Below are 15,568 nucleotides of genomic sequence, written 5' to 3' on the forward strand. Positions count from 1 at the left end.
CGGTTCACCGGGCCACCGCCGCGCAGTAGCCCTCGTCGGTGGCGAGGAGGTTGCGGTGGGTGCCCTCGGCGGTGATGACGCCGTCGTCCAGGACGAGGACCCGGTCCGCGGCGTCCAGGAGGGCCGGACTGCTGGTGATCACGATGGTGGTGCGGCCCCGGCGCGCCTTCGCGACGTTGCGCGCGATGAGCTGCTCGGTGACCGCGTCGACGGCTGTCGTCGGGTCGTGCAGGACGAGGACGTCGGTGTCGGCGGCGAGGGCGCGGGCCAGGGACAGCCGCTGGCGCTGCCCCCCGGAGAGGTTCGCGCCACGGTCGCGGACACCGTAGTCGAGTCCTTCGCGGTGGAGGGCGACGACGTCGGTCAGCATGGACGCCTCGACGGCCTCGGGCACCGTCCGGCTGGTGCCCGACGGGTCGATGTTCGTACGGAGGGTGCCCGCGAAGATCTCCCCGTCGTACGGGTTCACCAGCACGCACGCGCGGACCGCCTCGATCGACAGGTCCGCCAGCTCCTGCCCGCCGACCCGCACCGCTCCCTCGTACGCGCCGGGCGGGACGCGCACGGCCAGGATCGACGCGAGGTCGGCCGCCGCGCGCGGCTGGTAGGCGGCGATCGCCACGAACTCGCCGGCGGCCACCTGGAACTTGAGCCTGCGCAGGGTCCCGTACCGGACGCAGTCGACCTCCAGGTCTCCGCCCGCGTCCGGACGGCCCGGCCCCGGGGTCGTCACCGGGGGCGCGGACAGCACCAGCGCCATCCGCTCGGCCGACGCGCGCGCCATCATCACGTACTTGGGCATCTCCGAGAACAGTTTGAGCGGTTCCATGATGAACTGCGCCAGCCCCACGGCCATGACGAGTTCCCCGATGGTGATCCGGCCGCTCCACGCCAGCGAGCCCGCCGTCAGGGTCACGGCGGCGGCGAGGACCGCGTTGAGGGCCAGCGCGGTGCCCGCGTACACACCGTTGACCTTGGCGACCGTGATCGCCTGGTGTTTCGCCTCCGTGCTGACCTCGCGGTAGGACCGGAACGCCGCGTGGTTGCCGCCGAAGCCGTGCAGCGGGCGCAGGCCGGTGATCAGGTCGGCGACCTTCGCGCCCGCCCGCGCCACCCGGGCCTGCTGTTCGCGGGTGCTGGAGCCGATCCGCTTGGACAGCACGCTGAGCACCGACAGGATCGCGACGGTCCCCACGATCACCAGCAGGCCGAGCCGGACGTCGGCCAGGCCCAGCGCGACCGCCGCTACCAGCACCGCGACCAGCGAGCTGATCAGCAGCGGCACCACCTCGATGATGTCGGCGGTCTGGTCGGCGTCCTCGGTGGCGATGGTCAGCACCTCGCCGGACTTGAGGTCCACGTCCCTTGCCACCGGCTGGAGTCCACAGCCCGCGACCTTCACCCGCCAGTGGTGCGCCTCGGTGGTGTTGGCCTTCTGCAGGACGCGCATCCCGAACCGCCACGACAGCGACACCGTCGTGATGATCACCGCCAGCGCGGCGATCGACAGGCCGAGCGCGCCGAGGCCGCGGTCGCGCATCGTGTGCTCGACGATCAGGCCGAGCGCGATGGGAAACGCCGTCTCACCCGCCTGGTACAGGCCCATGAGGACGGTGCCCCAGGCCATGGCGCCGAGGTTGCGGCGCAGCGCGGTGCGGAGGATGCCGGACCCCGGGCGGGGCCGCTGGGTGTCGGATGTCGTCATCGGGAATCCGCGCTGTCGAGGTGGCGGGCCATCGCTTCCGGGGTGCGGAGGGTGAACAGATCCCGGATGGTGATCACAGGACCGTACTCGCGGCGGAGCAGCCCGATCAGCCGCACCGCCAGCATGGAGTGCCCGCCCAGGGACACGAAGTCGCTCACCGCGCTCACCTCGTCGTCGTCCAGATCCAGTGCCTCGGCGAAGAACTCGCACACCAGCGTCTCGGTTTCCGTGGCAGGCCCCCGCTCCCCCGCCGTGGTCAGCGCGCCCAGCGGCTTGGCCTCCGGCAACGCCTTGGTGTCGGCCTTCCCGTTCACCGTCAGCGGGATGCTGTCGACCCGCGCGTAGTGCGTCGGGTGCAGGAAGTCCGGCAGCCCGGCGCCCACCTCGGCGGCGACCGTCGCCAACTCGGCGCCGTCCAGCACCAGATAGGCGGCCAGCCGGTACGCTCCGTCGGCCTGCGGGTCGGGCTGGGCGACCGCGGCGACGAACCGCACCGCCGGGTGTGCCGCGAACGCGGCCTCGACCTCGCCGAGTTCGACCCGGTGCCCCCGGATCTTGACCTGCCGGTCGGTGCGGCCCAGGTACATCAGGTTGCCGTCGGGGCGGCGGACCACCAGGTCCCCGGTGCGGTACATGCGCGCGCCGGGTTCGCCGAACGGGCACGCCACGAAGCGGTGCGCGCTCCGGGCGGGCTGCCCGAGATAGCCGCGCGCGATGCCGATGCCCGCCACGTACAGCTCGCCGGGCACTCCGTCCGGCAGCGGCCGCAGCCACGGATCCAGCACATACACATCGGTGTTGTCGATCGCCACCCCCACCACCGGGTCCTGGCATTCGAAGGTGCCGACGCCGAGGGTGTTGATGGTGTACTCGGTGGGCCCGTAGAGGTTGTAGCCGACCGTCCCCTCGGTCCCGGCGAGCCGCTGCCACAGCGCCGGGGTGACGGCCTCGCCGCCCAGCAGCACCAGCGCCGGCCGCCGGGCCGGGTCGTCGAGCAGTCCCTCGGCCACCAGTTGCTGCGCGTAGGTCGGGGTCACGTTGATCACGTCGATGCCGTGCGCCAGGCAGTACTCGACCAGCCGGGGCGCGTCGCGGCGCAGTTCCTCGTCGCAGATGTGCACCTCGTGGCCGTCGGCGAGCCACAGCAACTCCTCCCACGACATGTCGAAGGCGAACGACACGGTGTGCGCGATCCGGAAGGTCCGGTGGCCGTGTTCCGCCAGCACCGGTTCGAAGATCCGGCGCTGGTGGTTGATCAGCATGTTGGTGAGCCCGGCGTACTCGGTCACCACGCCCTTGGGGGTGCCGGTCGAGCCGGAGGTGTAGATCGTGTACGCGGGGTGCCGCAGCCGGTCCGGATCGTCCGGCGCGTACGTCACCCACGGCTCGGCGTCGGGCAACGGGCGGTCCAGCTCGATCAGGTCGCCGGTGAGCCGGGGCGATACGGCGCTCACGGTGAGGATCACATCGGGGCGGGCGTCCGCGACGATGGCGGCGATCCGCTCGTCCGGGTGGTCCAGCTCCAGCGGCACATACGCGGCGCCGACGCGCAGCACGGCGAACAGCGCCACGATCGAGTCGAGGGAGCGCGGGACCGCGAGGCCCACGGTCCGCTCGGGGCCGATGCCACGCCGGGCGAGCGCCCCCGCCACCTCGCGGCTGCGGTCCCTGAGCTGGGCGAACGTCAGCGTCGAACCGTGGGCGACGAGCGCCACCCGTTGCGGGTCGCGGTCCGCCGCCCGGTCGAACCGGTCGACCACGGTGTCCGTGCCGATGTCCGTACGCGCCCCCCGCGAGGGCCACGGGCCCAGGCCCGGCAGCGCACCGACCGGTCCGGTGGAGCGGGCCACGTCGTCGAGCACGCGCAGGTAGTCGCCGAGGAGACGGCGGGCGTGCCCGGTGTCCTTGTCGCGGTACTCCAGCTTGACCGTGAGCCGGTCGCCGGGCGTGATGACCCAGGTGAACGGGTAGTGGGTGGAGTCGTCGGCCTTCACCGATGTGATGCCGTGCCTGGCGTTCATCTCGGCGAACGCGTCCATGTCCAGGAAGTTCTGCAGCACGAACAGGTTGTCGAACAGGGTGTCGTGCCCACTGGCCCGCTGGATCTCGCCGAGCCCCAGGTGTTCGTGGTCCATCGCCTCGACCCTGGCCGCCTGGACGGCCGACAGATACGAGCCGACCGTGTCCTCCGGGCGGGCCCGCGTCCACATCGGCACGGTGTTGAGCAGCACGCCGACGACGCGGTCCAGACCCTCGCCCTCCCGGCCGGAGACGGTCACGCCGAACACGGCGTCGCTGCGGCCCGTATGGGCGCCCAGCAGGAGGCCGAACGCGCCGGTCAGCACCGAGTTCAGCGTGACGCCGTGCGCCCTGGCCGCTGCCCGCAGCAGGTCCGACTGGTCGGCGGAGAGTGTGTGCACGAGCGTGTCCGGCAGGTCGTCGGACAGGGATGGCGCCGGTCCGGCGAGCAGCGTCGGGCCGGGGAGGCCGGTCAGGTGCTCGGCCCAGAAGCGCTCCGATACGGCGGAGTCCCTGGCGGCGAGCGCCCGCGCGTGGTTCTCGAAGCTCGGCGTGGCGGGGGTGGCGTCGAGTGGTTCGCCCGCGAGAACGGCCCGGTAGGCGTCGAACAGGTCCCGCAGCACGATCTCGCGGGACCAGCCGTCCCACAGCAGCAGGTGGTAGCTGAGCAGCAGCCCGTCGCGGTCGTCGGGCAGCCGCACCACGGTCAGCCGGATCAGTGGCGGCTCCGCCACATCGAATCCCGTGTCGCGGTCCCGGGCGCGCAGGGCGTCGACGTCCGCGTCCGTGGCGAGCGCGATCGTGCGGACATCGACGCGTCGGCCCGCCCTGAGGACCTGGACCGGGTTGCCGTCGTCGTCGGTGGCGAATCCGGCGGCCACGACCGGGTACCGCGCGATCACCCGCGCCATCGCCTCGGCCAGCGCGTCGGGGTCCAGGCACCGGTCGAAGGTGAACCAGCTCTGCGCGACGTAGTGCCCGGCCGGGCCCGCCATCTGGGCCTGGAAGAACAGGCCCCGCTGGAGCGGGGTGACCGGTGCCGTGCGCTCGGCCGTCGCGGAGGCGTCCGCGACGCGTCGCAGTGCGCTCCGCCAGTGCTCGGTGATCTCGTCCGGGACGCCCTCGCCGAGGGTGAAGTGCGCGTGGAGGCTTCCGGTGGCCGCGTCGGTCCAGGCGTTGACCTCGACGGCGTACGAGCTGCCCTGGCCGCCGCCGGTGAGGCGCGGCGCCTGGGACTCACCGCCCCGGCCGAGGTAGTTGAACAGCACCTGGGGGTGGCGGGTGAGCAGCGGGGCCGTCTGCGGGTTGAGGTATCGGAGCTGCCCGTACGCGACGTGTCCGCGCTCGTCCGGCTGGCGCTCGGCGGCCTCGTGCGCCGCCGCGACGGGGTCGGTGTGCGGGCTGAGCCGTACGGGCGCGATGGAGGTGAACCAGCCGACCGTGCGGGTGTAGTCGTGGTGTTCCAGCGCCGGGACCCGGCCGTGCCGCTCCAGGTCGATCGCGAGATCGGTGGGCGAGGACTGGACATGGGTGAGCGCGGTGCGCAGGGCGCCGCACAGCAGCTCGGTGAGGCCGACGCCGAGCGCGGCGGGCGCGCTGCGCGTCACGCGGTCGCTCACGTCGGGCGCGAGCACGACGGTGGTCTCACGCAACTCCCCCACTGTCGGCAGCAGTTCGGGCGCCCGGAGCGTGCCGACCCAGTGCCCGAGGTCGTCGATCGCGTGGGCGGACCGCGACGCCAGCGCGTCGGCGTACTCGGCGTACGGCGTGGTCGGCGGCGCCAGGGGCTCGCCGCGCAGGGCGGTGGCCAGGTCGTCCAGCAGGACCAGCCAGGACACCGAGTCGACGGCGAGGTGGTGCACGGTGACCACGAGGGTCCGGCTCGCCTCCAGCCATGCGAACGCGACCACGTTCCCGGACTCGGGGTCGAGCCGTGCGGCGGCCTCGTTCGCCACGGCCGTCGCGTCGGTGGCATCCCGCGCCACGACGGTGATCTCGCGGATGGGCTCGGTGCGCAGGGCCCACACCCCCTGCTCGACGCGCAGCCGCAGCCGAAGGACCGGGTGCGCGGCCACGACGGCGTTCGCGGCGCGCTCGGCGTCGGCGATCCCGCTGCCCTCCGGGGCCACCAGCGTTCTGGCCTGGGCGAAGCGGGCGAGTGTCCCGCCCAGCTCCCGCTGGCGCAGGATGATGGGCGTCGGCGTCAGCGGGCCGTCCGCGCGGCGGGCGGGCGCGGGCGCCGGGGCGGTCCGCGCTGTACGCGTCGCCAGGTGCTCGGCGAGCGCGCGCGGTGTCCTGAACAGGAACACGTCCCGTGGCGCGATCGGCAGGCCGAGCGCCCTGGCCCGGTTGATCACGGTGATGGCGACGATGCTGTCGCCCCCGGCCCGGAAGAAGTCGGTGTCACCGTCCACAGCGGTTCCGGGCAGTGTGTCGGCGAAGATGCCGGCCAGTGCGGTGAGCGCGTCGCCGCTCGAAGCCGCCGGGGTGTCGTGCTGTGCGGCGCGCTCGGTCAGGGCCTTACGGTCCAGCTTGCCGTTGACCGTCAGCGGCAGCGCGTCCACCGGCAGTACGCGGCCCGGCACCATGTGCGCGGGCAGCTTCGCGGACAGCGGGTCGGTGAGGTCGCCGGGCACCCGGCCCACGATGTGCGCGACCAGGTGGTCGCCGCCGTCCGCCATGGTGACGGCCACGTCGACCACACCGTCGAGTTCCCTGATCGCGGCCTCCACCTCGCCCAACTCGATACGGAAACCCTTGAGTTGCACCTGATCGTCGGCGCGGCCGGTGAACTCCAGCTCGCCGTCGAGGGTGCGGACGGCGAGGTCGCCCGTGTGGTACATGCGGGAGCCGTCGCCCGCGAACGGGTTGGCCACGAACCGGCTTGCGGTGAGCCCCGGTCTGCCCAGATAGCCGAGCGACACCTGGTCCCCCGCGACATAGATGGCGCCCACCCGGCCCGGCGGCACCGGCCGGAGCCGGTCGTCGAGCAGATAGGTGACCAGGCCCGGGATCGGACCGCCGATCGGGCTGGTGTCGCCACCGGGACGGAAGTCCTCGTCGGTCAGCACCCGGTGGGTGACATGGACGGTGGTCTCGGTGATGCCGTACATGTTGACCAGCTCGGGCGATCCGGTGCCGTGCCGCTCGACCCAGCCGCGCAGCCGCCCGGGGTCCAGCGGCTCGCCGCCGAAGATGATCCGGCGCAGTGCGGGCAACGGCTCACCGGCATGCCGGTCGGCCTCGATGAACTGGTAGAACGCCGACGGCGTCTGGTTGAGCACGGTCACCCCGCGCTCACGCACCAGCCGGTGGAAGTCCACCGGCGAGCGGGTCAGCCCGTACTCCGGCACCAGCAGCTCACCACCGTGCGCCAGCGCGCCCCACAGCTCCCAGACCGCGAAGTCGAAGGAGAAGGAGTGGAACTGGACCCAGACGTCGTGCGGGCCGAAGGCCATGCCGGGCCGGGTGTTCACGAGCAGCGACACCACGCTGGAGTGCGGGACCACCACGCCCTTGGGCCTGCCGGTCGATCCGGACGTGTAGATCACGTACGCGGGGTCGTGCCAGTCGGCCTCCGGACCGGGCTCGGTGGTGGTCCGCGGCGGCTCCTCCCCCGGTACGAGCACGCGGGCCGGTACGCCCGCCCGGGCCAGCAGCCGCGTGAAGCGGCCCCGCTGCTCACGGTCCACGAGAACGACGTCCGGAGCGGCGTCGGCGAGGATGTACTCCAGCCGTTCGTCCGGGTACGCCAGGTCCAGCGGTACGTACGCGCCGCCCGCGCCGACGATCGCGACCAGCGCCACGACCTGCTCGACGGAGCGCGGGACGGCGACGGCGACCCGCCGGCCCGGCCCGACCCCGGCCGCGCGCAACGTCGAGGCCAGCTCGTCCTTGGCGTGCGCCAGTTCGCCGTAGGTCAGTGAGCGGGCGCCGCCGTCGAGACCGCACCAGGTGACGGCGGTGGCGGCCGGGTCCCGGCGGGCGGCGGCGTCGAACAGCGCGCCCAGGGTGGTCGGGGTGATGGGCGACGGGGCACGCCGGGCATCCTCCGGCGCCAGGGCGTCGACGGGGGTGTCCGGGCGGGTGAGCAGGCCGGTGAGGGCCTGGGTGAAGGTGCGCAGGATGGCCCGGGCGGTCGCCTCCCGCAGCAGTGCGCCGTCGTAGATCAGGTTGAAGCGCGGGCGGCCGTCGAGCGCGCGCTCGACCACCAGCGTCAACGGGTAGTGCGGGGCGCCCTCGTTGACGATGCCGGTGATGACGAGCGTGTCGCCGGGCCGCCGCAGCCCGTCCACGTCGGTCGCCACGTCGAACACCACCAGGGTGTCGAACAGCGTGCCCGCCCCGGCCCGGCGGCCGATCCTGGCCAGCGAGACATGCTGGTGCGGCAGCACCGCGCTCTGGTGTTCCCGCACCGAGGCGAGCAGTTCGCGCGCCGTGGTGGCACCGGTCCACCGGGCGCGCACGGGGATGGTGTTGATGAACAGCCCCACCATGTCCTCGATGCCGGGCACCTCCGCGTCCCGCCCGGACACCGTGGACCCGAACACCACATCCCTGCCGTGCAGGATGCCGCCCAGCGTCACCGCCCAGGCGCTGTGCACGGCCACGCTCAGCGGCACACCGGCCGCGCGGGCGGCCGCGTCGATGTCCTCCGCCGGCACCACGGCGGTGTCGGCGAACCGGTCGGACGGGGTGTGCCCCTCGGCGACCAGCGAGGGACCGGGCAGCCCGGCGAGCTGATCGCGCCACACCCGGTCGCTCTCGTCGTGGTCGCGTCTCGCGAGCCGGCGTACGTAGCCGGGGAAGCCGCCGAGCGGGTACCCGGACCCGGGCGCGTGGTATTCGGCGAGCAGGGTACGGAGCATCGGGGGCACCGACCAGCCGTCGGCGACGATGTGGTGCACGGTCTGCACCAGAACGTCGCGGCCGGGGCCCCCGCGGATGAGGGTGTACCGCATCAGCGGGCCGGTGGCCAGGTCGAACCCGGCGCGGCGGTCCCGCTCGGCCACGGCGCGGATCTCGTCGTCGGTGATGCCGGGGCGGTCCAGTGTGGTGAAGGGCGCCTCCACACCGCTCTCCAGCACCGAGACCACGCGGCCGTCGGCGAGGGCGGTGAACCGCGCGGCGAGGTTCGGGTAAAGGGTGAGCAACCGGGTGGCCGCCGACGAGAGCCGGTCGGCGTCCACCTCGCCGTCCAGGGTCAGCAGCTGCTGCTCGACGTAGGCGCCCGCGGAGTCGTCGTCGAAGACGGAGTGGAAGTACAGGCCCTCCTGCAACGGGGTCAGCGGCAGGATGTCACGCAGCGCCGGACCATCCAGGGTGTCGACGTCGGCCTGCGTCAGCGGCACCTGGGCGAAGTCACTCGGCGAGTGGCCGCCCCGGTCGAGCGCGGCCAGCCCGGTCAGGGCCGCACGGAAGTACGCGCCGAGAGTCTCGATGTCCTCGTCGGTGAACACGCCGTCCGGCCAGGAGATGGCGGTGACGAGTTCGTACGCGCCGGTCGCGGCGGGTTCGGTGATCGCGTTGAACTCCAGGACGCGCGGCAGGCGCATCCCTGGGTCGCGCTTTTCGCCCAACTGGCCGGTGGGAGCACAGAGTTGCCAGTCGCCGGAGGCGCCCGCGTCGAAGCGGCCCAGGTAGTTGAACAACACCTGCGGTGCGGGTGCGTCGAACTCGGCGCCGTGCAGATACCGCAGGGCGCCGTAGGACAGTCCGTTCCCCGGCACGCGGGCCAGGTCTTCCTTGACCGCCTTGAGCGCGGCGGCCAGATAGGCGGGGGCGGTGAAATCGGCTGCCGGTCCGGGGTCCACGGTCACCGGGAACAGGGTGGTGAACCAGCCCACGGTCCGCGACAGCTCCGGTTCGAATCCGGCGGCGTCCGCCACGAACCGTCCTTCGCGGCCGTGGCCCTCCAGCTCGATGTGCGCGAACGTCTGCTCCTGTCCGAGGTCGCGGCGCCATCGGGCGAGGGTGACGGCGAGCGCGGTCAGCAGCACGTCGCCCACGCCCGTGTGGAACTTCGCGGGTATCTCGCCCAGCAGCGCGGCCGTGACCTCGGGGCCGACCGAGACGGTCCGCACCCGCTCCCGCGCGACGGTGTCGGCGTCGGTGAGCGCGCGCCTGCCCACGGGCCCGTCCGGGCCCGGCAGGGGACGCCGGTAGTGGGCACGGTCCGCCTCGAACGCGGCCTGTGCCAGCAGCTGCGTCCAGCGCCGGAACGACGTGCCCACCGGGGGCAACGCGATCGGCGCGCCCGAGGCGAACTGCCGCCACGCCGTGTCCAGGTCGTCCATCAGGACACGCCAGGACACGCCGTCGATCACCACGTGGTGCACGACCAGGACCAGCTGCCGTGCCCGGCGTCGCCAGACGGCCCGCAGCATCACGCCGCCCGCCGGGTCCAGCCCGCCGGTGGCGAGCGCGACGCACTCCTCGAGCGGCCGGTCGCTCTCCTGCCATCCGGCGACGGCTCGGTCCGCCGCCGGGATGTCGAAGCTCCAGCGGTCGCCGCGCACCAGCCTGGCGCGCAGCATGTCGTGCCGCCCGACCACGGCGGTGAGGATGGCGTCGAGGGCGTCGGCGGTCAGGTCCGCCGGGGTGTTCACCACGACCGACTGCACGAATCCGTCGATCGCGTCCGTGGTCTCGCCGAGCCACCGCACGATGGGCGATCCCACGACCGAACCGGTGGCGACATCGGCGTGGTCCGCGGTGGCGGTGTCCTCACGGCTCGCCACCGCCGCCAGCGCCCCCACGGTGCTGTGGGTGAAGATCTGCCCGGTCGTGAGGTGGAGGCCCGCGTCGCGCACCGCGGTCAGCAGCGAGATGGCCAGCAGGCTGTCCCCGCCGAGCTGGAAGAAGTCCTGGTCGACACCGACCGCGTCCAGCCGCAGCACCTTGGCGACCGCCGCGCACACCACGCGCTCGTTCTCGGTGGCGGGCGGAACGAGCGAGCCTTTCCCGACCACGGGTTCCGGCAGCGCGCGGCGGTCGAGCTTGCCGTTCGCGGTGAGCGGGAACTCCTTCATCACGACGATGTGGGCGGGCACCATGTACTCCACCATGTGCTCGGCGGCCCACGCCTTGACCTCGTCCGCGCGCAGGTCCTCGCTCCCGGAGGCCGGGATGACGTATCCCACCAGGTGGGTGCCGCCCGCCGCGTTCTTCTTCGCGACGACACAGGTGTGGCGTACCCGGGGGTGCTCCGCGAGGCCGACCTCGACGTCCTCGATCTCCAGCCGCATTCCGCGGATCTTGATCTGGTTGTCGGCCCGGCCGAGGAAGTCCAGGGACCCGTCCGGGGCGAACCGCGCGAGGTCACCGGTCCGGTACAGCCGGGACCCGTCCCCCGCGAAGGGGTTCGCCACGAACCGGGACGCCGTCAGGCCGGGCGCGCCGATGTATCCGCGCCCCAGGAGGAAGCCTCCCACGTACAGTTCGCCGCCGACCCCGACCGGGACCGGACGCAGTTCGTCGTCCAGCACATACAGCTGGGTGTTGGGGTTGGCCTTGCCGATCGAAGTCGACAGGCGTTCCGCCGCGCCGCGGTAGACGACGTGTGAGACACCGATCGTCGTCTCGGCCGGGCCGTAGCCGTGGTAGAGCGGAATGTCGAGCCGGGTGCGGAACCGCTCGTACAGCTCCGGGGTCAGCACCTCGCCGCCGCACCACACGTGCCGCAGGCTGGCCAGCCCTCCGGAGTCGCCCGCGAGCTCCAGCAGCACGTCCAGCATGGACGACACCAGGTAGGTGAAGGTGACGCGCTGCTCGGCGATCACGCTCAGCAGATGGTGGGGGTCGCGTTCGCCGCCGGGCCGCAGGACCACCAGCCTGCCGCCGTGCACCAGCGGCAGGAAGATCTCGTTGATGGAGATGTCGAAGGACAACGGCGCCTTGAACAGCGACGCGTCGTCATGGCCGAAGCCCAGGATCTCGTGGCCCTGCCACAGCAGGCGCTCGCTGATGGCTTCGTGCCGGATCATCGCGCCCTTGGGCCGCCCGGTCGAACCGGAGGTGAAGATCACGTAGGCCAGGGCGTCGCCGGGGACGGTGACCCCGGGTTCTTGCGCGGGGCAGGAACCATAATCCCAGTCGCCGAGGTCGACGGCCACGGCGTGCGGTTCACCCCGGTCGTGCTCGCCCGAGTCGTTGAGCTGCACCACGACCTGGGCGTCGTCGATGACGACGGCCCGGCGCGCGGCGGGCCATCGCGGATCGAGCGGTACGAACGCGCACCCCGCCTGGAGCACGCCGAGCAGCCCGATCACCATCTCGGCCGAGCGGCCGAGGGAGATACCGACGACCTGTTCGGTGCCGAGTCCGCGCTCGATGAGATGGTGGGCCAGCTGGCCCGACCGTTCGGCTGCCTCACGGTAGGTCAGCGACCGGTGCTCGTCGACGATGGCGACGGCGTCCGGCCGGGTGCGCGCCTGCTCGCGGAACATCTCCACGATGGTCGGGCGGACCCGGTCGGCGTGGGTGTCGTTCCACTCGGCCAGGGCGGCGAGCCGCGCCGCCACGCCGGACGGGCCGATGGTGCCGAGGGGGCGGTCGGGGAAGTCGGCCAGGTCGTCCAGCGCGAGCTGCGCTTCGGCCGGTACGACGCCTTCGGGGAGGGTGATGCCGCGGCCGTCCGCGTCGACATCCCAACCGCCGGGCGCGGCACCGCCGTTGTCGACCCAGCCGAGGACATCGGCGAACAGGGTGGCGGGGGTGAGGTCGATGCCGTCGGGGCTCCGGCCCGTCGCCCAGTACGACAGTCCGATGGCGCACGCTTCGGCGATGGTCCTGTCGGAGAAGTCACCGGTCCGCCGGCGTACGCCGGAAAGGCGCGCGGGAGAGAGCAGTACGCGACGAGCGCTCGGTTCCATCATCGAAGACTCAGCATTCCTTCCACGTCACGAACACCACGTCACGAACACCACGTCACGAACACCACGCCATGAAGCCACGCCATGAACCCACGTCATGAAAACCTCATCTGCGTCAGGGCGTGCCTAGCTGCCTTCTCGCCAGGCGCGCCACAGCCGCGCGTACCGGCCGCCCAGGGCCACCAACTCCTCGTGCGTCCCCTGCTCCACGACGCGTCCCGCGTCCAGCACGGCGATCCGGTCCGCCGCCATCGCCTGGGTCAGCCGGTGCGCCACGAACAACGTGGTCCGGCCCGCGCACGCGGCCAGCACGGCCCGCTCCAGTTCGGCGGCGCCCTCGCTGCCCGCCTCCGCGGTCGACTCGTCGAGCACCACCACCGGCGACCGGGCCAGCACCAGCCGGGCCAGGGCGATCTGGGCGACCTTGGTGACGTCCAGCCGCTCGCCGCCCTCGCCGACCATGGTGTGCAGCCCGTCGGGCAGCGCGTCGACCCACCCTTCGGCGCCGACCGTGCGCAACGCGTCCATCAGCTCGGCGTCGGTCGCTTCCGGCGCGGCGAGCCGCAGGTCGTCGGCGAGCGGGCCGGAGAACACGTGCGTGTCCTGCGTCAGGATGCTCACCAGGGCCCGCGCCCCGGCCTCGTCCAGAGCGGCGAGGTCGGTCGGCCCGATGTGCACCGACCCGGCCTGCGGGGTCCCGATGCCCGCGATCAGCGCGGCCAGGGTCGTCTTGCCCGCGCCCGTCGCCCCCACCAGCGCGAGCGAACCCCCGGCCGGGATGGTCAGGCTGACATCCCGGAGGACCGGGTCCTCGGCGCCGGGATAGCGATACGTCAGCCCCGTCACCGTCACCGGGTGCGGCACGGCGTCCGCCGGCGCGACGGCCGCGTCGCCCACCAGCCGGTGCTCCGCGGCCTCCCCCACCACCCCGACCAGCCGGGTCAGGCTCGCGCCCGACTTCTGCGCCTCGTCGAAGGTGAACATGATGGAGCCCAGCGGCGTGAACAACCGGTGGAACATCAGCGGGGCCGACGACACCTCGCCCAGGCTGGCGGCATCGGCCTCCAGCAGCGCGTATCCCACCACGATGATCAGGACCAGCCCGATGAACTCGGCGCGGTTCTCCCGGCCGACGAACCGGCCGAAGAAGCGGAACACCTCGATACCGAGATCGCGCACCCGCCACGACTCGCGGGTGACCTTCTCGCGGAAGGCGTCCTCCAGGCGGTACGCCCGGACCGTGTCGATCCCGTTCAGGCCGCTGATCAGCGCCTGCGCACGGTCGGCCTGGGCCGCCCGCTGCTCCTGGTAGAGCGGGGCGGACCGGGGAAGGTACCAGCGCAGGGCCAGCGCGTACGCGGGCAGCGCACCGGCGCCCGCGAGGCCGAGCCGCCAGTCCAGTCCGAACATGCCGACCGTGGCGATGAGGACCAGCACGCCCGCCGAGAACACCGTGGGGACGGCCGTACGGATGCCCTTGGACAGCACGGCCACATCGTCGCCGACCCTGGAGAGCACATCGCCCCGGCCGACCTGCTCGATCCGGGCGCTCGGCATCCCCAGCACCGCGCGGACGGCGCCTTCCCGCAGCCGCGCGAGCAGATCCGCGCCCAGCCGGCCGATCAGATAGGTCGACACCGCGGTGGCCGCCGCGCCGAGCAGCGCGGCGGCCCCCATCAGCACCCCGATCGTGACCAGGGCCGACCGCGGTTCACCCTCGGCCACCCCGTCGACCACCCGGCCGAGCAGAAGCACCGGGAGCACTTGGAGCGCCGCCCCGGCCACGGTGGTGAACACGGTGGCGGCCGTCAGCCACGGCACCTCGCGGCAGTGCGCCGCGACCCATCGGGTGGCCACGCGTCCGGTGGCCGTGCGCAGGGTGGCCGGGGCGACAGGGGCGTCGGTGACGCTCACCCCTGGCCGGCCGACGTGACGAGCTGGTCGATCGCGTACGGCAGGGACAGCAGGGTGCTCTGGGACATGGCCGCGCCGACGGCCGGGCCCTCACTGTCCAGCAGGTACGACACCTTGCCCTTCTGCACGGCGTCCAGGTTGGTGAACAGCTTGAACTTCTTCAGCGCCCGCTGGTCCGCCGTGTCGTTGATGACGAAGACGCGGTCGGCGTCGGCCAGGTCGACGCGCTCGGGCGAGAGGACGGTGAAGAACTTCCCGTCCGCGACCTTGTCGACCTTGGTCCGGTAAGTGAAGCCGATGCCCGTCACCAGCCGTCCGCGCACATCGGTGGAGGTGAACGGCGCCACCGAGTTCTTGTACCAGGACAGCGCGACGGCGCTCTGCCCGGCGAACTCCGGATGCGCCTTCTTGGCCGCGTCGAGCTTGTCCTGAATGCCCCGCACCAGCTTGGCGCCCTCGTCCTCCTTGCCCAGCGCCTTGGCGATCTGCGCGGCGTTGTCCTGCCAGAGGGCGCTGAACGGCTCCTTCTCGCCCTTGGTACGGCCCACGGTCGGGGCGATCCGGGACAGCTTGTCGTAGGCGGCCTTGTCGATCTCGGAGTAGACCGCCACGATCAGGTCCGGCCGCAGGGAGGCGATCTTCTCGTAGTCGGGACCGGTGTCGCCGTTCTTCATGACGACCTCGGGCCGGGTGCCGCCCCACTTGTCCTTCACCCAGGGCCACTGGGTGTTGATGTCGGGCTCCTTGCCCGCCGGGTTCGGATACTGGTCGACCATGCCGACCGGCTTGACGCCGAGCGCCAGCATGGCCTGGTCGTCCGTATAGCCGAGGGAGACGACCCGCTTGGGCGCCTCGGCGATCTTCGTGGATCCGAACGCGTGCTCCACGGTGACCGGGAAGGCGCCGGAGGCGGCGGCCCGGGCGTCGTCGCCCGTCGTGTCCGCCGAGTCCGCGCCACATCCGGCGAGGAGGCCGATGCCGAGGGCAGCGGCGGAGAGTGCCGCCGCTAACCGCCGCCCTCGGGTCATACGCGTCGTTCTCTGGAGGAGCATCCGGA

Annotated in this window: 4 protein-coding genes; all 4 read right to left on the minus strand. The window is 72.6% G+C overall.

The genetic code is table 11. The annotated features are described in order from the left end of the window. Positions 1-4: 4 nt before the first annotated feature. The 4 genes from ACFZCY_RS14260 to ACFZCY_RS14275 all read right to left on the minus strand — a co-directional run bounded on the left by ACFZCY_RS14260 (position 5) and on the right by ACFZCY_RS14275 (position 15,563). Positions 5-1,705 (minus strand): ABC transporter transmembrane domain-containing protein, encoded by a 1,701-nt coding sequence (locus tag ACFZCY_RS14260; RefSeq protein ID WP_391172377.1) that lies wholly within the window; start codon positions 1,703-1,705, stop codon positions 5-7. Beyond that, positions 1,702-12,600, minus strand: coding sequence for an amino acid adenylation domain-containing protein (locus ACFZCY_RS14265; protein WP_391172379.1), 10,899 nt, complete (start codon positions 12,598-12,600; stop codon positions 1,702-1,704). Before ACFZCY_RS14265 ends, ACFZCY_RS14260 begins: the two co-directional genes overlap by 4 nt. Positions 12,601-12,723: 123 nt before the next feature. Next, complete coding sequence (locus ACFZCY_RS14270; RefSeq protein ID WP_391172381.1) at positions 12,724-14,511, minus strand: ABC transporter transmembrane domain-containing protein; 1,788 nt, start codon at positions 14,509-14,511, stop codon at positions 12,724-12,726. After that, positions 14,508-15,563 (minus strand): ABC transporter substrate-binding protein, encoded by a 1,056-nt coding sequence (locus ACFZCY_RS14275; protein WP_391172384.1) that lies wholly within the window; start codon positions 15,561-15,563, stop codon positions 14,508-14,510. Before ACFZCY_RS14275 ends, ACFZCY_RS14270 begins: the two co-directional genes overlap by 4 nt. Between the last annotated feature and the right edge of the window lie 5 nt (positions 15,564-15,568).

Origin of the sequence: Streptomyces sp. NPDC007983 (assembly GCF_042958345.1) — a bacterium.
In the GTDB taxonomy this organism is placed as follows: Bacteria; Actinomycetota; Actinomycetes; order Streptomycetales; family Streptomycetaceae; genus Streptomyces.